Below are 17,742 nucleotides of genomic sequence, written 5' to 3' on the forward strand. Positions count from 1 at the left end.
GTGCACACAGGAGACTCATGGACAGCAGGCGGAGTTGCTCAGGAGTTGATCACGATTCGGTGCGCTTGACTTCGTCGATGAAGCGGGCCCAGGCGGCGGCCTCGAAGACGAGGGTGCCGCGGGCGGGGTCCTTGCTGTCGCGGACGGGGACGAGGGAGGGGAGGTCGGGGGCGATCTCGACGCAGTTGCCTCCGTCGGAGTTGCTGTAGCTGCTCTTGCGCCAGACAGCGACGGTCAGGAAGTCGTCGGATACCTCGACACACTCGCCGCCGTCCGGATTGCTGTAGCTGCTCTTACGCCAGGTGGCGGCGCTCAGATCGATCGCTCGCACGGCACTTCCTCCAACATCCGCAGGACGAACTTGCGCGACTCGGCCGGGTTTAGAGCCACGTCACGCATCGCATCGTACGCACGTTGCAGCAGCTCAACTGAGCTGTTTTCTTCGATCAGTTCGCCGCGGTGCGCGTTCTCCGTGTACGCCACCGTTTTCCCGTCCAGCAGCCGCAGGAACATCACGGCGGTGCTCACCAGCCCGTGCAATCCGGAACCCTGCGGCAGCACCTGGATCGTGATGTGCGGGCGCTCCGAGGCCTCCAGCAGGTACTCGAGCTGCTGCCGCCACACCTGCCTGTCACGCAGCGGCGTACGCAGCACCGCCTCTGCGAGAAGGGCGCGAAACGGCGGCGCATCCTCCCCCTCCAGCAGCTTCCGTCGCCCGGTGCGCGCTTCGATCTGCTGATTCAGCTCCTCACCCTTGGCACCGCCCAGTGCCAGGACCTCACGCGCGTACCCCTCGGTCTGGAGCAGGCCCGGCAGGATGCTCACTCCGAAGTGCCACAGGCTGACCGCCTCCGCCTCCAACATCATGTACCGCCGGTACTGCTCCTTGAACTGCGACGGATCCCCCACCGCCAGCTCCCACAACGCCAGCAGCAGCCCCGGAGTGCCGTAGTACTGGTCCAGCGCCTGTACGACCTCCGGGCCGCCCAGCGTCTGGCCGCTCTCCATCTTTCCGAACTGGGAGGGGTCCCAGCCGACCACCTTCGCCAGCTCCCGCAGGCTCACGCCCCGCTCGGTCCGCAGCAGGCGTAACTCCTCCGCGAACCGCCTGCGCGGCTCCTGGCTCCGTCCTGTGATCACCCGTCTCGGCGGCATCGCGCTCCTCCGTGCAATACGGCCGTGGAAGGTGTGGAAAGAGCGCCTGGAGGCGGAGAAGCAGACCTCGTCCACGGCGTTGCGGCCCTGCTCAGGGGCCATGCTCGTAACGTCCGGAACACGCAGCGTAGTCCAAGCGTCGCGCTGCGCGCAGGCGTTGTGGAAAGGAACCGAACCGATGACGGCCCTGGAACGCGGAGCGCTCGTCTACGACCCGGCCACGCGCAAGGTAGGCGAGTACCAGGACAGATCAGGGCCGTACGCCATGCTGCGCCCCATCGGTGGCGGCCGGGAGTGGCAGGCCGACCCCGCCGCCCTCCGCCCCGCCACCCAGCGGGAGCGGCTCAGCGCCGGGGTGCGGGCCGCGAACGAGCGCGCCCGGGCCGCCGACGACACCAACCCTCCCCTGCCCGTCCGGGGCTGTGCGACGTGCGAGGAACTGGCCGCGCGGCGGGAGATCGCGCGGGCGGAGTACGACGGCAGCACCGAGACGGACGCGAACGTCCTGCTGCGCCGCCACCACAACCGGGAGCACCGCGCCTGACCCGGCAGGACTACGCTTCGTACCATGGCGAAGAAGCTCGTGATCAAGGTGACGGCCGGGGCGGACGCCCCGGAGCGGTGCTCGCAGGCGTTCACCGTGGCGGCCGTCGCCGTGGCCAGCGGTGTCGACGTCTCGCTCTGGCTGACCGGTGAGTCGTCGTGGTTCGCGCTGCCTGGAAGGGCCGCAGAGTTCGAACTGCCGCATGCCGCGCCGCTGCCCGACCTGATCGAGTCGGTCCTGGCGGCCGGCCGGATCACCCTGTGCACGCAGTGCGCGGCCCGCCGCGAGATCACGGAGAAGGACGTCATCGAGGGGGTGCGCATCGCGGGCGCGCAGGTCTTCGTACAGGAAGCGCTCGCGGACGACACCCAGGCGCTCGTGTACTGACCCCCGCACGACAGCGCCACCTCGTCCCTCGGGGAACTCCGGACACCTAGCAGAACAGAGGCTGACCATGACGGATCCCGAGGCAGCCGGCACGGTCGGCGAGCAGCCCTGGAGCAGCGCTTGGGGGGTGGTCGCCAGAACCCTGGACTCCCTGGGCACCGGCGCCTTCCTGGTCGATGAGCAGGGGTGCATCCGCGGCGTGAACGCCCGGGCCGAGCAGCTTCTGGCCCGGCCTGCCGCGGGGATGCTCGGGGAGGACTCGCACGACCTGCTGCACCGAAGCCGCCACGGCGAGAGGACGCCGAGGGCGCAGTGCCCACTCCGGGAGAGCATGCTCGCCGGGCGCACGGCACTGGGCACCGAGGAGTGGTTCCAACGCGGTGACGGCTCCATGCTGCCGATCTCATGGCTGTCGACGCCCTGTGCCATCGACGACCGGACCACCACCCTCGTCCTCTTCCATCCGCCCGACCAGTCCGAGACATCCGACGAGCCGCTCGGGTTGGTCACCGCGTCGCTCTCCGAGCTGGAGCGGCTGGCCCTGCTGGCCGAGACGACCACGACCCTGGCCTCCACGCTGGACGTCGACGAGGCGATGCGCCGACTGGTGAGCCTGGTGGTGCCCCGCCTCGCGGACTGGGCCGTCATCGACCTGATCACCGAACGCGACGAGGTGTGGCGCCATGCCGTCGTGCACGCGGAGAACGGCACCCTGGTGCACCGGGAGGACCTTCAGGGAGTGATGCCGCCGGTGCCCGAGGAGTCCCCGATGCCCCTGTCCCGGGCTCTGCGGGGCGTGGCGTCGTCGCTGGCCGGTCCGGAGACCTACCAGGGCCCGCCGGACTCGGGTATCGCGGTCGAACAGCGCCGTCTGTTCGACGAGACCGGCATGCACTCGGCCGCCATCGCGCCCATACGCGGTCCGCGGGAGGTGCTGGGAGCCCTGACCCTGGGCCGCTCCGAGCGGCCGGAGCGGTTCACCGTCGCCGACATGGCGCTGCTCGAGGACATCACGCGGCGCGCCGGGCTGGCCCTGGAGAACGCGCGTCTCTACCAGCAGCAGCGCGCGATCGCCGAGACCATGCAGCGCCATCTGCTGCCCCAGCTGCCCCATGTGCCGGGGCTCCGGATGGCCGCCCGTTACCTGCCCTCGCCCGACGCCTCACAGGTCGGCGGCGACTGGTACGACGCCTTCACCCTGACGGACGGGGTCATGGCCCTGGCCATCGGTGACGTCGTCGGCCACGATCTGGACGCCGCGGCCGGCATGGCGCAGCTGCGCAACATGCTCCGCGCCTACGCCTGGGCGCAGAAAGAACCGCCCAGCAAGATCGTGGAGTGGCTCGACGACGCCTCCCTGCACATCGCCGAAGTCTCCATGGCCACGATGATCTTCGCGCGGGTGAGTGTGGCCGACGACGGGCGGTACGAACTGTCCTGGACCAACGCCGGCCACCCGCCGCCCCTGCTGGTCACCCACGACGGCGTGACCCGCTATCTGACCGACGGCCACGGCGTCCTCCTGGGCCTCGCGGCCCACCAGCCCCGCGCCGACGCCACCGAGATGCTGCCGCCCGGCTCCACCCTCGTGCTCTACACCGACGGCCTGGTCGAAGCCCCGGGCCACTCCATCGACGAGGGTCTGGAGCGACTGCGCCGGAACGCCGCGTCCCTGGCCCACCGCCCCCTGGAGCCCTTCATCGACAACCTGCTGGCACAGACCCGCCCGGTCGACAACGAGGACGACGTCGCGCTCCTGGCGATACGCATCCCCGCCTGACACCGGCCCGCACGGTCACCGCCGCTTCTTGCCGTCCAGCTCGTCCCACCACTCGTCGGACTGCGGGTCCCCGGACGGGTCGTCCCACCAGCGGTCCTCGGGACCCCGGCGGTTGGCCACCATCGCGGCCAGGGGCGGGATCACCATCGCGACCACGCACATGCCCACCGCCGCCGGAACCGACCAGATGCGCACGACTCCCCAGGCCAGGACGAACAGCGCCAGGCAGGTGCCCATCATGGCGAAGTACACATGGCGTCGTCGTGCGTACATACCTTCACTATGCCCCGCGGACATGCGGAAGGACCGCACCCGAGGTGTCCAACCCGTGGGTGCGGCCCTTCGGCCATGCGGGGTACTGCTCAGACCGCGATCGCGACCTCCGCGAGGCCGCCCTTCTGGGCGACGACGGTACGGTCCGCGGTGCCACCCGGCACCAGGGCACGCACGGTCCAGGTGCCCTCGGCCGCGTAGAAGCGGAACTGTCCGGTCGCCGAGGTGGGGACCTCTGCGGTGAACTCGCCGGTCGAGTCCAGGAGGCGCACGTACCCGGTCACGGGCTCGCCGTTGCGAGTCACCTGGCCCTGGATGGTGGTCTCACCGGGCTTGATCGTCGAGGCGTCGGGGCCGCCGGCCTTCGCTCCACACATGTGCTTCTCCGTCTTTTCTGAGAGGTCGGTCTTACTTGCCGGCGCCGAGCTCGATCGGCACGCCCACCAGGGAGCCGTACTCCGTCCAGGAACCGTCGTAGTTCTTGACGTTCTCCTGGCCGAGCAGCTCGTGCAGCACGAACCAGCTGTGCGCGGAGCGCTCACCGATGCGGCAGTAGGCGATGGTGTCCTTGGCCAGGTCCACGCCCTCGGACTCGTACAGCTCCTTCAGCTCCTCGTCGGACTTGAAGGTGCCGTCGTCGTTGGCCGACTTCGACCAGGGGATGTTCTTGGCGCTCGGGACGTGGCCCGGGCGCTGCGACTGCTCCTGCGGCAGGTGCGCCGGGGCGAGCAGCTTGCCGGAGAACTCGTCGGGCGAGCGGACGTCGACCAGGTTCTTGGAGCCGATCGCGTCGACGACCTCGTCGCGAAAGGCACGGATCGAGGCGTCCTGCGGCTTGGCCTTGTACTGGGTCTTCGCGCGCTCGGGCACCTCGGTGCCGTCGACGAGCTCGCGGGCGTCCAGCTCCCACTTCTTGCGGCCGCCGTCGAGGAGACGGACGTCCTCGTGGCCGTAGAGCTTGAAGTACCAGTAGGCGTAGGCCGCGAACCAGTTGTTGTTGCCGCCGTAGAGGACGACCGTGTCGTCGTTGGCGATCCCCTTCTCCGACAGGAGCGTCTCGAACTGCTCCTGGTTGACGAAGTCGCGGCGGACCGGGTCCTGGAGGTCCTGCTTCCAGTCGATGCGGACAGCGTTCTTGATGTGGTTCTTCTCGTACGCCGTGGTGTCCTCGTCGACCTCGACGACGACGACCTTGGGGTCGTCCAGGTGCTGCTCGACCCAGTCGGCGTCTACCAGGACGTCGCTGCGGCTCATGCTTCTTCTCCTCCGGGGCAGTTTGCGGCGGGGCGTTGCGAGTCAGAAGGGGTGCGGGTACGCGGTGTCGCGGTGGCGTACGCGGCGCACGAGTGGCCCTGTGTCAGGAGCCAGGGCCGGGATACGGGAGTGAAGATCTCCCGCTCAGGAAGTGCGACAGAGCATGGCGGCGACGCGGCACAGGTCTACTGCCCGCCGCTTCGTGAGATCCGCCTGTCGCTGCATGGGGTCGATCGTAGGGACCGAGCGCGGGGCGTGTCACCGGCGTGTCGAATGGTGAGATGCGATCGTCCGTCATACGAGATGGGATGCGCTGCGGGGCGGTCGCCGGACGACTCCCGGGCGCACGCCTCCGACACCCCATCTACGGTACGGACGGGGGCGTCTCGCCCATCGGACAATCGGTCTGCGCCCGGCCTCAGCCCGGCCTGCGCCCGCCTTTGGGGCCTGCCTTCGCTGCCGGTCGCCGGTCGGCGGTTGCCGGTCGTCGCGGTCGCGGGTCGTCCTACCCAGCGAGCCGGACGTCCGAACCCTTCACCGTGATCTCCACGCCGTCCTTCACAGCCTCGAGCTTGTCGAGCTTGATGCCGCCGGGGAGCCGGTCGATGCGCTGCTCGAAGTCGGTGATGGTCCGGATCCGGGAGCCGGCGACTTCCATGCCGGCGAGCTTGGGCAGGCTGTCGGCGTGCACCCTGACGGTGTTGCCCTGGGCCGTGACCGAGCTGAGCACGTAGACCGGGTTCGGCAGCTTGATGCCGAGGGCGGGCGCCTCGACCTTGACCGCGACCTTGACCTTCCCGTTCCCGCCGTCGGACAGGCCGATCACCCGGGCGGTGACACCGGGGGCGACATCGGTGGGCTGTGACTTGGCCGTCTTCAGCAGCTCGGCATAGGTGACGAGCGCGGTGCCGGTGGCGTCGGCGGCGGTGGCCGAGCTGAAGCTGCCGGAGAACGTCACGCCCTTCATCGACGCGTTCAGGTCGTCGATACGGATCTTCTCGGAGCCGTTGCCGGTGGTCGCGTCGTAGTCCTTGATGCCGATCTCGACGTCGTCCAGCTCGCCGGAGAGGACCTGGGTGAGGAAGGGGAAGCCCTTGATCGACACGTCCGGGGTGGTGGCCAGGTTCTCGGTGGCCCTGAGCTTGTCGGCCGCCTCGTTCTGCGCGATGTGAACCGCGACGCGGTCCGCGATCACGAAGAGGCCGCCAAGGATCACGACGAGGATCAGCAGTATTCGCAGTGCGCGCATTGCTCGGTTGTCCCCACGTCGGCGGTCGTCACGGCGGTCCGACGACCCGGAGGCCGTCCTGCGTGACAGTACCCGTCGGGGAAGAGGCAACGGGGAATTGTTGATCAGCTGTGACACGGAGGGGCGGGGCTGGCTTGCTCAGCCCAGCGCCCGGCCCAGTACGTAGATCACCGGCGCCGCCGCCGTCAGCGGCAGTGCGACGCCCGCCGTGAAGTGGACGAAGCGGGAGGGGTAGTCGTAGCTCGCCACCCGGTGGCCGATCAGCGCGCAGACGCCCGCGCCCAGGCCGAGGAACGCGCCCGACGCACCCGATGTGCCGAAACCCGTCGCGCCGCCCATCGCGATGCCCGCGCCCGACGCCGCCAGCAGGGCCACCACGACCGACGCCGCCGTCGGCAGCGGCAGCGCGCGGGCCAGGACCGCCACGGCGACCGCGACCGCGCCCACCGTGACCGCGTCGGATACGGCCGCCAGGTGCCCGGCCGCGACGATCGACAGCGCGGCCGAGGCGACCGTCGCCATCAGGCCGTACATCCGCGTGTCCGGGTCGGCGTGCGACCTGAGCTGGAGGACCAGGGACAGCAGGACCCAGACGCCGAGCGTGCCCAGGATCGCCGCCGGCGCCTGCTCCCGGCCCGCCACCAGCAGCGTCACGTCCGCGGTGACAGCGCCCAGGAACGCCAGCGCGATGCCCTGCCGGGCCGGCCACATGCCGTTCAGCCGGAACCATCCGGCCGCCGTCACGGCCTGCAGGATCACGAGCGGTACGACGAGCGCGTACGTCCCCACGGCCGCGGCCCCGGCGAGCAGCGCCCCCAGGACCGCGGTGAGCGCGGCCGGCTGCAGCCCGGGCTCGATGATCGGCGAACGGCCTTCGAGCCGGGCCCGCTGGTTCGCGGGCAGGGTGGCCGGGTCGACGGCGGGGGACCCGGGCTCGGTGGGGGCGGTCGTCGTCGCGGTGACGGCCACGCCGGGCGCCGCGTGACCGCGCGGCTCGTACGCCTGCGCGTGCGTCTCCGGCGGCAACGGCTGCGCGGCCACGTACGGCTGCTGCCATTGCTGATGCTGCTGCGGGTGGGCCGCGCCGTTCGGGTCGTACCAACCCTGCTGCGGGTAACCCTCCCGGGGCTGTCGGGCCTGCGGGGCCTGGTGGGCGTCATAGCCCCCGTACCCGGGGGCCGCGTGTCCCTCGTAGCCCTCGTACGGCTGGTTGCTCATCGCTCATCCTCCTGCGAACGGCGGGAGCACCTCGACCGTGCCGCCCTCGGCCAGCCGTACCGTCTCGTGCTCACGGGTCCCGACGGGGTCACCGTCGACCAGGAAGGAGCAGCGCTTCAGGACGCGGACGAGTTCGCCGGGGTGCCTCTCGCGCGCCGCGTCGAGCGCCTCCGCGAGCGTCGTCGCGTCGTACGGCTCCTCGGCGACCCCCGCGGCCGCCTTCGCGGCGGCCCAGTAGCGCACCGTGCCCTTTGCCATCTGCTTCCTCGACTCGGTCGTGGTGAACACCGTTCAGGCTAGCCCGCCCGGGCGGCCACCCACTCCCCGATGCGGGCCAGCAGGGCGTCGTCGCTGGCGTGCTCGGCGTGGCCCATGCCGGGCTCCAGCCACAGTTCGGCGTGGTCACGGGCGGCCTCGGCCAGCATGCGGGGGTGGTCGACGGGGAAGTAGCCGTCCTGGTCGCCGTGCACGATCAGCAGCGGGGTCGGCGCGATCAGGGGGACGGATTCCACGGGCGAGGCCGGTACGGGGTCCCAGTCGCGGTGGTGGATGCGGGTGCGCAGGCCGTAGCGGCCCACCAGGCGGCCCTCGGGCCGGGTCACCAGCCAGTGCAGCCGCCGCATGGGGGCCGTGCCCCGGTAGTACCAGCGGGCGGGCGCACTCACTGACACCACCGCGTCCGTGTCCGCGCCCTCCTCGTGCGCCGCCGCGTGCCGCAGCACCACCGATCCGCCCATCGAGAAGCCGACGGTGGCCACGCGCGTGTGCCCCAGCTCCCGCGCCCATCGCACGGCGGCCGCCAGATCGTGCACTTCCCGGTCGCCGACGGTGGACCGGCCGCCGGACGCCCCGTGGCCCCGGAAGGAGAACGTCACCACCGCGCCGTACTGCCTGAGGACGCCCGCCACCCGGCGCACATGGGGCCGCTCCAGATCACCCGTGAAGCCGTGTGCCACGACGATCGCAAGATCGTCCAGGCGGCCGGAAGGTGGACGCCCGGTGTCGTATACAACGGATCCCGGATCGTATGCGGCGTCGATCGTCACCCCGTCGGGCGTGCGAAGAAACGTCCGCACAGGCCCGCGACGAGCCGTCTCGGAATGCGGACGAACCGTGGATCGTGCCGTTCCACCTGCCGTACCAGTGCTCATGTGGGCTATTCTGCTGGGCAGAGGACTCGGGCAGCGTAGCCCCCGGGTCCTTTTGTGCTTTCGGAAGCGTTGTATACGAAGCGGGAAACCGCAGGTGTACGGGCCGCCGGGATGCGCAGAGCAGTGCCGCCCCGCCAAACGTCCTCGCACGGGACCGAGGAGGAACCAGACGTATGAGTTCTCTGCTGCTCCTGACCAACGCCCTTCAGCCGTCGACGGAGGTGCTTCCCGCTCTCGGCCTGCTCCTGCACAACGTGCGAGTCGCTCCGGCGGAAGGCCCCGCTCTCGTCGACACCCCCGGTGCCGACGTCATCCTCGTCGACGGGCGACGGGACCTGCCGCAGGTGCGCAGCCTGTGCCAGCTGCTGCGCTCCACCGGGCCCGGCTGTCCGCTTCTCCTGGTCGTCACCGAGGGCGGTCTCGCGGCCGTCACCGCCGACTGGGGCATCGACGACGTACTCCTCGACACCGCCGGCCCCGCCGAGGTGGAGGCCCGCCTCCGCCTGGCCATGGGCCGTCAGCAGATCGTCAACGACGACTCCCCGATGGAGATCCGCAACGGCGACCTGTCCGTGGACGAGGCGACCTACTCGGCCAAGCTCAAGGGCCGCGTCCTGGACCTCACCTTCAAGGAGTTCGAGCTCCTGAAGTACCTCGCGCAGCACCCCGGGCGGGTCTTCACCCGCGCCCAGCTGCTCCAGGAAGTCTGGGGCTACGACTACTTCGGCGGCACGCGCACGGTCGACGTCCACGTACGACGGCTGCGCGCCAAACTGGGGCCCGAGCACGAGTCGCTGATCGGCACCGTCCGCAACGTGGGCTACCGCTTCGTCACCCCGGAGAAGGTGGAGCGCGCCGCCGAGGAGGCGAAGGCCAAGGCGGCCCGGCCGAAGGCGGACGACGCGGACGAGTCGGCGCCCGTGGCCGGGGCCGAGGTCACGGCCGAGGCATAGACACAGGTCACGGCTGAGGCACAGCGACAGGTCACAGCTGGGGCATAGAACGGCGAAGGCCCTGCCCAGAGGCGGTCCATCCGCGTAGACTCCGCGCGTGGCCAAGGTGACTCGGGACGATGTGGCGCGGCTGGCGGGGACATCCACCGCCGTCGTCAGCTATGTCATCAACAACGGACCCCGGCCGGTCGCCCCGGCCACGCGCGAGCGCGTCCTCGCCGCGATCAAGGAACTGGGATACCGGCCCGACCGGGTCGCCCAGGCCATGGCGTCGCGGCGCACGGACCTCATAGGCATGATCGTGCCGGACGCGCGCCAGCCCTTCTTCGGGGAGATGACGCACGCGGTCGAGCAGGCCGCCGCCGAGCGCGGAAAGATGGTGCTGGTCGGCAACACCGACTACGTGGCCGAGCGCGAGGTCCACTATCTGCGGGCCTTCCTCGGCATGCGCGTCTCCGGGCTGATCCTGGTCAGCCACGCGCTCAACGACCACGCCGCCGCGGAGATCGACGCCTGGGACGCCCGGGTCGTCCTGCTGCACGAGCGGCCCGAGGCGATCGACGACGTCGCCGTCGTCACGGACGACCTGGGCGGCGCCCAACTCGCCGTACGGCACCTCCTCGAGCACGGGTACGAGTACGTCGCCTGTATGGGCGGTACCGCTGAGACCCCTGCGGTCGGCGACCCCGTGTCCGACCACGTCGAGGGCTGGCGGCGCGCGATGCAGGAGGCCGGCATCCCGACGGAGGGCCGCCTGTTCGAGGCGCCGTACAACCGGTACGACGCGTACAACGTCGCCCTGGAGCTGCTGTCCGGGCCGCACCGCCCCCCGGCGATCTTCTGCTCCACCGACGACCAGGCGATCGGCGTGCTCCGGGCGGCCCGCGAGCTGCGGATCGACGTGCCCGGAGAGCTGGCGGTGGCCGGGTTCGACGACGTGAAGGAGGCGGCACTGACGGACCCGCCGCTCACCACGGTGGCCTCGGACCGTTCGGGCATGGCCCGCGCGGCCGTCGATCTGGTGCTCGACGACGGGCTTCGGGTGGCGGGGTCGCGGCGGGAGCGGTTGAAGCTGTTCCCCTCGCGGCTGGTCGTGCGCCGTTCCTGCGGGTGTGAGTAGATCCCTTCGCGGTCCCGCTGAAACCCCCTCGGAGTCGTGAGAGACGAGTCTTCATCACGGCCCCGAGGGGTCTTTATATCGGGCATACACGGTTCTGTCGGGCTTCTCAGCGGGGACTCAGGCAGCTCTCATGATCAGGGGACACTCTCTTTTGCATGACCGAGAGCTTCCGCCGCAGCGGCGAGTACGAGTACCCCCAGGGGCACGGACCCCAGTCCGCGTACCCCGAGCAGCAGCAGCACACCTCCTCCCCCGTGAACCCGGAGTGGCCGCCCCCTCCGGCGTACGAGCCGGCGCAGCCGGCGGTCGCGGCCGGCGGCGGTCATGACGGATACGGCGGCGGCGACGGCACGGCCGTCCTGGCCGCCGTCCCGGCCCAGCCCGGGCCGAAGCGGCGCACCAAGGGCCCGTTCGCGCTCCTCGCCGCCGTGGCGATCGTCGCCGCGGCGATAGGTGGCGGCACGGCGTACGGGATCCAGGAGCTGACCGGCAAGGACACGGCCGTCTCCTCGAGCTCGACCAGCACCAACGTGGTGCCGTCCAGTGCGAAGGGCACGGTCGCCGGAGTGGTCGCCGCGGTCAACCCGAGCATCGTGGAGATCAACGCCACCTCGAGCGCCGGTGAGTCGACCGGTTCCGGCGTGATCATCACCAGCGACGGCCAGATCGTCACCAACAACCATGTCATCTCGGGTGCCTCCTCGATCAAGGTGACGACGAGCGACGGCAAGTCGTACACCGCGCAGCTCGTGGGCACCGACAGCAAGAAGGACCTGGCGCTGCTCGAGCTGCAGGGCGCCTCCGGGCTGAAGGCCGCCACGCTCGGCAACTCCGACGGCCTCCAGGTCGGCGACCAGGTCGTCGCCATCGGCTCGCCCGAGGGCCTGAGCGACACGGTCACCAGCGGCATCATCTCCGCACTGAACCGTGACGTCACCGTGCCGACCGACGAGAACCAGCAGCAGCAGGGCGGCAGCGGCCGGTGGCCGTTCGCGTTCGGCGGCCGGCAGTTCAACGGCGACACGGGCTCGTCCACGACGACGTACAAGGCGATCCAGACGGACGCCTCCCTCAACCCGGGCAACTCCGGTGGCGCCCTCATCGACATGAACGGCAACGTCATCGGCATCAACTCGGCGATGTACTCGGCCAGTTCGGACTCGACCTCGTCGAGCGCCGGCAGCGTCGGCCTGGGCTTCGCCATCCCGATCAACACCGTCAAGTCCGACCTGGCGACGCTGCGCTCCGGTTCCCAGAGCTGAGCGGGCGCCCCGCCGGGCGAGTGGTAAGGAGTACGACATGATCACGATGGCTGTGCACGAGGTCACCGGTGCCACCAAGCCCGGCGGAGTCCTGCTGGCCCTGGCCGTGGCGAACGAGCTCCACGCCCCGATGCGGCGCCGGGTGCGGACCCGGCCCCAGCCCCGGCCCCGGACCCGGCCGCGGGTCGAGCGCACCCCCGAGGTGCCGGTCCCGCAGGTGGCGGTCCCGCAGCTGATGGGGCTGCGGATGACGGCTGCGCGGCCGCACCGCCGCAAGGTTCCGCTGAGCCGGCTGACCGCGGTGATGGGCTGACCAGAAGCCCGTACAGTCCCCGGAGGTGCGGTTGCCCGGGGCAGGGCGCGCAACCCGGCGCTGACGGGTGCCTCCCCCAAGCTCTTCGAGCAGGGGGGACCCCCAGCGCCCACCCGTGCCGCCCCTGGGCTCCCCTCAGGCCGTCAAGGCACTGGGGGAGGCACGACTGCACGCAGCTACGCCTTTCCGTCCCCGACCCGAATCGTGCGAGGCTGAATCCGTTCAGCCCGTCCGTCGCACCTTGAGGAACTCCACATCCATGAGCCCCGCCGAAGGCGACCGAGACCCCCAGCGCATCCTGATCGTCGACGACGAGCCGGCCGTGCGTGAAGCACTCCAGCGCAGCCTCGCCTTCGAGGGCTATGCCACCGAGGTGGCCGTGGACGGTGCGGACGCGCTGGAGAAGGCGACCGCGTACAAGCCGGACCTGGTGGTCCTCGACATCCAGATGCCGCGCATGGACGGCCTCACCGCCGCCCGCCGGATCCGGGGCGCGGGCGACACCACTCCCATCCTGATGCTGACGGCCCGCGACACGGTCGGCGACCGTGTCACCGGCCTGGACGCCGGGGCCGACGACTACCTGGTCAAGCCGTTCGAGCTGGACGAGCTGTTCGCCCGTATCCGCGCCCTGCTGCGCCGCAGCCACTACGCGGCGGCCGTGGCGGGCGCGGCCGAGGAGAACGACGTCCTCGCCTTCGCCGACCTGCGCATGGACCTCGCCACCCGCGAGGTCACGCGCGCCGGGCGCCCGGTGGAGCTGACCCGTACCGAGTTCACGCTCCTGGAGATGTTCATGGCACACCCGCGCCAGGTGCTGACCCGCGAGCAGATCCTGAAGTCGGTCTGGGGCTTCGACTTCGAGCCGTCGTCGAACTCGCTCGACGTGTACGTCATGTACCTGCGCCGCAAGACGGAGGCGGGCGGCGAGCCGCGCCTGGTGCACACCGTGCGTGGCGTGGGCTACGTCCTGCGGCAGGGCGGCGCGGAGTGATCAAACGGTTCCGGTCCCTCCCGCTGCGCTCACGGCTGGCCCTGCTGGTGGCGGTCGCGGTGGCGTTCGGCGTGGCGGCGGTGTCGGTCACCTGCTGGTTCATCGTGCAGGGCAAGTTGTACCAGCAGGTCGACAGCCAGCTGACGTCCGCCAGCGGCCCGGTCAAGATGGTGGGCCTGACGAACACCCTGAGCAACTGCACCACCACGCCCCATCCCCAGGACGACCGCGGTCCGCAGCCCGACACCTACTACATGCAGGTGATCAACACGGACGGCAGGATCTGCGTCTACCAGCAGTCCGCGGGCCTCCTCCACGTCACCCGCACCGATCTCGAGATCGCCAAGAACCCGGACCCGGACAAGAGGATCATCCACAACGGCACCGACAGCAAGGGCAACCCGGTGCGGGTGATCGCGGCGCCCCTGGTGAGCGAGGGCCCGGGCGGAGTGCAGCTGTTCTCCGACAGCGCCCTGCTCATGGCGGTCCCCCTCACCGACACCCAGAAGACCCTCGGCGACCTGGCCCTGGTCCTCCTCGTCGTGTCCGGCGTCGGTGTCGTGGGGGCCGGAGCCACCGGTCTCGCCGTGGCCCGGGCGGGCCTGCGCCCCGTCGACAAGCTCACCGAGGCCGTCGAGCACATTGCCCGCACCGAGGACCTCACCACCCGCATCCCGGTGGACGAGGAGAGCGAGGACGAGATCGCCCGCCTGTCCCGTTCCTTCAACTCGATGACGTCGGCCCTGGCCAGCTCCCGGGAACTGCAGCAGCAGCTGATCGCGGACGCGGGCCACGAGCTGCGCACCCCGCTCACGTCGCTGCGCACCAACATCGAACTCCTCACCCGCAGCGAGGAGACGGGCCGCCCGCTGCCCCCGGAGGACCGCAAGGCGCTGCTCGCCTCGGTGAAGGCGCAGATGACGGAGTTGGCCTCGCTCATCGGTGACCTCCAGGAACTCTCGCGCCCCACGAGCGGCCAGCACGCCGGCAAGGCGCAGGTGGTGGCGTGGCAGGACGTCGTCGAGTCGGCGCTGCGCCGCGCCCGGCTGCGCGGCCCGGAGCTGACGATCACGGCGGACCTCCAGCCGTGGTACGTCCGCTCGGAGCCGTCCGCGCTGGAGCGGGCCGTGGTCAACATCCTGGACAACGCGGTGAAGTTCAGCCCGGGGAGCGGCACGATCGATGTCCAGCTCGCCGACGGCGTCCTGACCGTACGCGACCACGGCCCGGGGATCGCGGCCGACGAACTCCCGCACGTCTTCGACCGCTTCTGGCGCTCCCCGAGCGCCCGCGCCCTGCCCGGCTCGGGTCTCGGCCTGTCGATCGTGGCCCGCACGGTGGAACAGGCGGGCGGCGAGGTGTCCCTGACCCCTGCGGAGGGCGGCGGCACGGTGGCGACGGTACGGCTGCCGGGTGCGCCCACTCCGCCGCCGGAGGAACAACCGGCCGTCGCGTAGCAGCGGCGAACCGCAAGGGCGTCCTGATCGCCGACTCCACGGTGGGCGGTGACGTGTCCGACCGCTGCTTCTACCTCGGCCGCCCCTCGCACGCCGGCGACAGGGCGACGATCGACTGCACGCCCTGCCGCTGGAGCACCTTGGCGTACTTGTTGATCGTCTCGACCTCGTCGCCGAACTTCAGGCCCTTCACACCCTCCGCGGAGACGATGTTCGGGGTGCCCTCGAGCGTGACGCCGATGAAGCCGACCTTGACGCCGTTCTTCTTCCACACCCAGTAGGGCTTGACGATCGGCTTGCCGGTCTTCTCGTCCGTCACGTTCGCGGCGAGATAAGGGAAGTTCGCGCCCTGGAACGTCTCGCCGTCGTCGTAGCAGCCGTCCGTCGGGTGGCAGCCGCCGTTCTGCAGCCGGGCCAGTTCCCGCGCGCCCTCGTCGAACTCGTGGTTGCCGACGCTGGTGACGTCCAGGTCGAGCTTGTTGAGCGCGTCGATGGTGGGCTCGTCGTGGAAGAGGCCGGAGATCAGCGGCGAAGCGCCGACCATGTCTCCGGCGGCGGCGGTGATGGAGTACGGGTGGCCGGTGCGGGCCTGGCGCAGGTGCGTGGCGAGGTACTCGACGCCGCCCGTGTCGATGGTCTTGGTGGTGCCGTCCTCCTGGTGCTCGGTGACCCGTCCGGAGGAACCGGCCGGCGGCTCCAGGTTGCCGTGCAGGTCGTTGAAGGACAGCAGCTGCACGTCCTGGTAGCGGCCGGGGTGTTGCGGACCGGGCCTGCTGCCGTGGGCGTCGGCCGGGAGCGCGGCGAGAAGGGTGCCGGCCGTGGCCAGGCCCGCGGCGGCGGCGAGGATGCGGTGAAGACGTCTATGCCGGACGTTCGGCGGCATGTGCCCCGCTGTGGTGTGTAAAGAACACGCCAAGACGGTGATTCGCGCAGCTTAGGGTCAACGCGCGTAGCGCAAAAGGGGGTTCGGGGTTACGAGCGGGTTGCCTTCTACCTCCCCTTTCCTTCCTCCGCCCCGTACCCTCGTACCCATGACCAGCGACGACACCGCCCGCCCGGCTCCGACCCGCTCCCTCGAGACCGTCACCGCGCTCTCGCCCGAACAGGCCGACGCCGTGCTGGCGCTCCTCGCCTACGCCGCCCGGGTCGACGGGCAGCAGGCCGTGTCCGAACAGGGGCGACTGCAGTTGCGCGGCGGCGGGCGGGACGGCGTCTCCCATCTTCTGCTGACGGTCGACGGCACGCTCGTCGGATACGCCCAGCTGGAGGACACCGACCCGGTGGAGGCGCCGACCGCCGAGCTGGTCGTGCACCCGGCCCACCGCGGCCACGGGCACGGCCGGGCGCTGGGCTCCGCCCTCCTAGCGGCCTCCGGCAAGCGGCTGCGGGTGTGGGCACACGGCGGCCACTCCGCGGCGCGGCACCTGGCACAGGTGCTGGGCCTGACCCTGTTCCGCGAACTGCGCCAGCTGCGCCGCTCGTTGACGGACTTCGACCCGCCGGAGCCGACGTTGCCGGAGGGTGTCACGGTGCGCACGTTCGTGCCCGGGCAGGACGACAAGGCCTGGCTCGCCGTCAACGCGGCGGCGTTCGCCCACCACCCCGAACAGGGCTCCCTCACCCAGCGGGACCTCGACGACCGCAAGGCGGAGCCATGGTTCGACCCGGAGGGCTTCTTCCTGGCGGAACGGGAGGGGGAACTGGTCGGCTTCCACTGGACCAAGATCCACGCGCAGGAGCGGCTCGGCGAGGTGTACGTCCTGGGCGTCCGCCCCGGCACCCAGGGCACCGGCCTGGGCCGCGCCCTCACCACGATCGGCCTGCGCCACCTGGCGGCCCGGGGCCTGCCGACGGCGATGCTGTACGTCGACGCGGACAACAAGGCGGCCCTGTCGGTGTACGAACGCCTGGGCTTCACGACGTACGAGACGGACCTGATGTACCGAACGGAAACCTGAGCCGCGGCCTCCGGCAGGGGGGCGGGGGGCTGCGGCGCCGCGGAGCCGGGCTTCCGGCCCGCCGGGGGCTGGGGGCGCCGGGGGGGACGGAAGCCCTGCCGGAGGCTCAGCCCGCCCAGGGCACAGGGGCCCAGCCACCACCGCCACCACCCGGGGCACAGGGGCTCAGCCCCGCCAAGGCGCGGGCGCGCCGGGGCCGGGCAGAGGGTCTTCGCCCCCGCCGCCCCTACCCTTCCCGTCCCTGGGGGCTGCGCCCCCAGACCCCCGCTGTCGGCCTTGCCGCCTCGTCCTCAAACTCCTCCAAGCTCTTCGAGCAGTGGGGAGCCCCAGACGGGCTGAATGATGCCGACCGGCGCTGACACATCAGGCCCTGGACATTCAGCCCCTCCGGCGTTTGAGGAGCGGGGGTCCCGGGGGCTGGCCCCCGAACGGGGTCCGGGGCGAAGCCCCTGGCGGGGTGCAGGGGCGGAGCCCCGCGAAGGCTCCAGGGGACGCAGTCCCCGCCCGGGTCCAAGGGCGAAGCCCCCACCGGGGTCGAAGGGGCGGAGCCCCTGGAGGATGGGTCGGGTAGGGGCGGCGGGGGCGATGTCCCCGGGCCTCCCCCCGCTATCCCGCACGTCATGTCGCCGTAACCATTGATTCAGACGGGCTTGCGACGCTCAGCCAATGAACGC

Annotated in this window: 20 protein-coding genes and 1 pseudogene; 10 read left to right on the forward strand and 11 right to left on the reverse strand. The window is 70.9% G+C overall.

From position 1 onward, the window contains the following. Positions 1–49: 49 nt before the first annotated feature. Positions 50–331, reverse strand: coding sequence for a DUF397 domain-containing protein (locus AB0N14_RS21205; RefSeq protein WP_366027238.1), 282 nt, complete (start codon positions 329–331; stop codon positions 50–52). Continuing rightward, on the reverse strand, positions 313–1,155 hold the full coding sequence (locus AB0N14_RS21210) for a helix-turn-helix transcriptional regulator (protein ID WP_366027279.1): 843 nt from the start codon (positions 1,153–1,155) through the stop codon (positions 313–315). The genes AB0N14_RS21205 and AB0N14_RS21210 overlap by 19 nt, the downstream gene beginning before the upstream one ends. 178 nt (positions 1,156–1,333) lie before the next feature. Here AB0N14_RS21210 and AB0N14_RS21215 point away from each other — a divergent pair, with 178 nt between their 5' ends. From AB0N14_RS21215 to AB0N14_RS21225, 3 genes are all read left to right on the forward strand, one after another. Beyond that, positions 1,334–1,699 carry a hypothetical protein gene (locus AB0N14_RS21215; protein ID WP_366027239.1) on the forward strand — a complete coding sequence of 122 codons (366 nt, stop codon included), beginning with the start codon at positions 1,334–1,336 and terminating at the stop codon, positions 1,697–1,699. A 24-nt stretch (positions 1,700–1,723) separates the two neighbouring features. Continuing rightward, the gene (locus AB0N14_RS21220) at positions 1,724–2,086 is read left to right on the forward strand and encodes a DsrE family protein (RefSeq protein ID WP_366027240.1); all 363 of its coding nucleotides are present in this window, start codon (positions 1,724–1,726) and stop codon (positions 2,084–2,086) included. A gap of 67 nt (positions 2,087–2,153) precedes the next feature. After that, the gene (locus tag AB0N14_RS21225) at positions 2,154–3,866 is read left to right on the forward strand and encodes a SpoIIE family protein phosphatase (protein ID WP_366027241.1); all 1,713 of its coding nucleotides are present in this window, start codon (positions 2,154–2,156) and stop codon (positions 3,864–3,866) included. 15 nt (positions 3,867–3,881) lie between these two features. Here AB0N14_RS21225 and AB0N14_RS21230 read toward each other — a convergent pair whose 3' ends face one another. From AB0N14_RS21230 to AB0N14_RS21265, 8 genes are all read right to left on the reverse strand, one after another. Next, on the reverse strand, positions 3,882–4,139 hold the full coding sequence (locus tag AB0N14_RS21230) for a DUF3099 domain-containing protein (protein ID WP_103844332.1): 258 nt from the start codon (positions 4,137–4,139) through the stop codon (positions 3,882–3,884). Between the two features lie 89 nt (positions 4,140–4,228). Next, positions 4,229–4,516, reverse strand: a complete 288-nt coding sequence (locus AB0N14_RS21235) for a DUF1416 domain-containing protein (protein WP_103844331.1) — start codon at positions 4,514–4,516, stop codon at positions 4,229–4,231. A gap of 31 nt (positions 4,517–4,547) precedes the next feature. Then, positions 4,548–5,393, reverse strand: coding sequence for a sulfurtransferase (locus AB0N14_RS21240; protein ID WP_366027242.1), 846 nt, complete (start codon positions 5,391–5,393; stop codon positions 4,548–4,550). A 144-nt stretch (positions 5,394–5,537) separates the two neighbouring features. Continuing rightward, positions 5,538–5,618, reverse strand: coding sequence for a putative leader peptide (locus tag AB0N14_RS21245; RefSeq protein ID WP_355139345.1), 81 nt, complete (start codon positions 5,616–5,618; stop codon positions 5,538–5,540). Positions 5,619–5,898: 280 nt separating this feature from the next. Further along, positions 5,899–6,642: a DUF2993 domain-containing protein gene (locus AB0N14_RS21250; RefSeq protein ID WP_366027243.1), complete on the reverse strand. Its 744-nt coding sequence runs from the start codon at positions 6,640–6,642 to the stop codon at positions 5,899–5,901. Between the two features lie 138 nt (positions 6,643–6,780). Then, positions 6,781–7,860 carry a hypothetical protein gene (locus AB0N14_RS21255; RefSeq protein ID WP_366027244.1) on the reverse strand — a complete coding sequence of 360 codons (1,080 nt, stop codon included), beginning with the start codon at positions 7,858–7,860 and terminating at the stop codon, positions 6,781–6,783. Positions 7,861–7,863: 3 nt separating this feature from the next. Continuing rightward, positions 7,864–8,118, reverse strand: coding sequence for a MoaD/ThiS family protein (locus AB0N14_RS21260; RefSeq protein WP_200421040.1), 255 nt, complete (start codon positions 8,116–8,118; stop codon positions 7,864–7,866). Between the two features lie 38 nt (positions 8,119–8,156). Beyond that, positions 8,157–9,011 carry an alpha/beta fold hydrolase gene (locus AB0N14_RS21265; RefSeq protein WP_366027245.1) on the reverse strand — a complete coding sequence of 285 codons (855 nt, stop codon included), beginning with the start codon at positions 9,009–9,011 and terminating at the stop codon, positions 8,157–8,159. Between the two features lie 173 nt (positions 9,012–9,184). Here AB0N14_RS21265 and AB0N14_RS21270 point away from each other — a divergent pair, with 173 nt between their 5' ends. From AB0N14_RS21270 to AB0N14_RS21295, 6 genes are all read left to right on the forward strand, one after another. Then, complete coding sequence (locus AB0N14_RS21270) at positions 9,185–9,964, forward strand: response regulator transcription factor (protein WP_366027246.1); 780 nt, start codon at positions 9,185–9,187, stop codon at positions 9,962–9,964. A 97-nt stretch (positions 9,965–10,061) separates the two neighbouring features. Then, positions 10,062–11,084, forward strand: coding sequence for a LacI family DNA-binding transcriptional regulator (locus AB0N14_RS21275; protein WP_263230711.1), 1,023 nt, complete (start codon positions 10,062–10,064; stop codon positions 11,082–11,084). Between the two features lie 155 nt (positions 11,085–11,239). After that, the gene (locus AB0N14_RS21280; RefSeq protein ID WP_366027247.1) at positions 11,240–12,346 is read left to right on the forward strand and encodes a trypsin-like peptidase domain-containing protein; all 1,107 of its coding nucleotides are present in this window, start codon (positions 11,240–11,242) and stop codon (positions 12,344–12,346) included. 37 nt (positions 12,347–12,383) lie between these two features. Beyond that, a complete protein-coding gene (locus AB0N14_RS21285; RefSeq protein ID WP_366027248.1) occupies positions 12,384–12,659 on the forward strand; it encodes a hypothetical protein in 276 nt (91 codons plus the stop codon). A 259-nt stretch (positions 12,660–12,918) separates the two neighbouring features. Then, positions 12,919–13,653, forward strand: a complete 735-nt coding sequence (locus AB0N14_RS21290; protein ID WP_366027249.1) for a response regulator transcription factor — start codon at positions 12,919–12,921, stop codon at positions 13,651–13,653. Continuing rightward, positions 13,650–15,110, forward strand: a complete 1,461-nt coding sequence (locus AB0N14_RS21295; RefSeq protein ID WP_366027250.1) for a HAMP domain-containing sensor histidine kinase — start codon at positions 13,650–13,652, stop codon at positions 15,108–15,110. Before AB0N14_RS21290 ends, AB0N14_RS21295 begins: the two co-directional genes overlap by 4 nt. A 100-nt stretch (positions 15,111–15,210) precedes the next feature. Here AB0N14_RS21295 and AB0N14_RS21300 read toward each other — a convergent pair. Then, a pseudogene (locus AB0N14_RS21300) lies at positions 15,211–15,993 on the reverse strand (bifunctional metallophosphatase/5'-nucleotidase); the annotation flags it as partial. Between the two features lie 148 nt (positions 15,994–16,141). Between AB0N14_RS21300 and mshD the strand changes: the two are divergent. Continuing rightward, entirely contained in the window at positions 16,142–17,068 is a 927-nt protein-coding gene (gene mshD, locus AB0N14_RS21305) for a mycothiol synthase (RefSeq protein WP_366027251.1), read from the forward strand. Positions 17,069–17,742 lie beyond the last annotated feature (674 nt).

This window comes from Streptomyces sp. NPDC051104, assembly GCF_040682835.1.
In the GTDB taxonomy this organism is placed as follows: Bacteria; Actinomycetota; Actinomycetes; order Streptomycetales; family Streptomycetaceae; genus Streptomyces; species Streptomyces cynarae.

What these genes read in the sequence shown, in the direction of transcription:
- AB0N14_RS21210 (WP_366027279.1), bottom strand. Translation starts at nt 1,155, where the DNA reads ATGCCGCCGAGACGGGTGATCACAGGACGGAGCCAGGAGCCGCGCAGG.
- AB0N14_RS21215 (WP_366027239.1), top strand. Translation starts at nt 1,334, where the DNA reads ATGACGGCCCTGGAACGCGGAGCGCTCGTCTACGACCCGGCCACGCGC.
- AB0N14_RS21220 (WP_366027240.1), top strand. Translation starts at nt 1,724, where the DNA reads ATGGCGAAGAAGCTCGTGATCAAGGTGACGGCCGGGGCGGACGCCCCG.
- AB0N14_RS21225 (WP_366027241.1), top strand. Translation starts at nt 2,154, where the DNA reads ATGACGGATCCCGAGGCAGCCGGCACGGTCGGCGAGCAGCCCTGGAGC.
- AB0N14_RS21230 (WP_103844332.1), bottom strand. Translation starts at nt 4,139, where the DNA reads ATGTACGCACGACGACGCCATGTGTACTTCGCCATGATGGGCACCTGC.
- AB0N14_RS21235 (WP_103844331.1), bottom strand. Translation starts at nt 4,516, where the DNA reads ATGTGTGGAGCGAAGGCCGGCGGCCCCGACGCCTCGACGATCAAGCCC.
- AB0N14_RS21240 (WP_366027242.1), bottom strand. Translation starts at nt 5,393, where the DNA reads ATGAGCCGCAGCGACGTCCTGGTAGACGCCGACTGGGTCGAGCAGCAC.
- AB0N14_RS21245 (WP_355139345.1), bottom strand. Translation starts at nt 5,618, where the DNA reads ATGCAGCGACAGGCGGATCTCACGAAGCGGCGGGCAGTAGACCTGTGC.
- AB0N14_RS21250 (WP_366027243.1), bottom strand. Translation starts at nt 6,642, where the DNA reads ATGCGCGCACTGCGAATACTGCTGATCCTCGTCGTGATCCTTGGCGGC.
- AB0N14_RS21255 (WP_366027244.1), bottom strand. Translation starts at nt 7,860, where the DNA reads ATGAGCAACCAGCCGTACGAGGGCTACGAGGGACACGCGGCCCCCGGG.
- AB0N14_RS21260 (WP_200421040.1), bottom strand. Translation starts at nt 8,118, where the DNA reads ATGGCAAAGGGCACGGTGCGCTACTGGGCCGCCGCGAAGGCGGCCGCG.
- AB0N14_RS21265 (WP_366027245.1), bottom strand. Translation starts at nt 9,011, where the DNA reads ATGAGCACTGGTACGGCAGGTGGAACGGCACGATCCACGGTTCGTCCG.
- AB0N14_RS21270 (WP_366027246.1), top strand. Translation starts at nt 9,185, where the DNA reads ATGAGTTCTCTGCTGCTCCTGACCAACGCCCTTCAGCCGTCGACGGAG.
- AB0N14_RS21280 (WP_366027247.1), top strand. Translation starts at nt 11,240, where the DNA reads ATGACCGAGAGCTTCCGCCGCAGCGGCGAGTACGAGTACCCCCAGGGG.
- AB0N14_RS21285 (WP_366027248.1), top strand. Translation starts at nt 12,384, where the DNA reads ATGATCACGATGGCTGTGCACGAGGTCACCGGTGCCACCAAGCCCGGC.
- AB0N14_RS21290 (WP_366027249.1), top strand. Translation starts at nt 12,919, where the DNA reads ATGAGCCCCGCCGAAGGCGACCGAGACCCCCAGCGCATCCTGATCGTC.
- mshD (WP_366027251.1), top strand. Translation starts at nt 16,142, where the DNA reads ATGACCAGCGACGACACCGCCCGCCCGGCTCCGACCCGCTCCCTCGAG.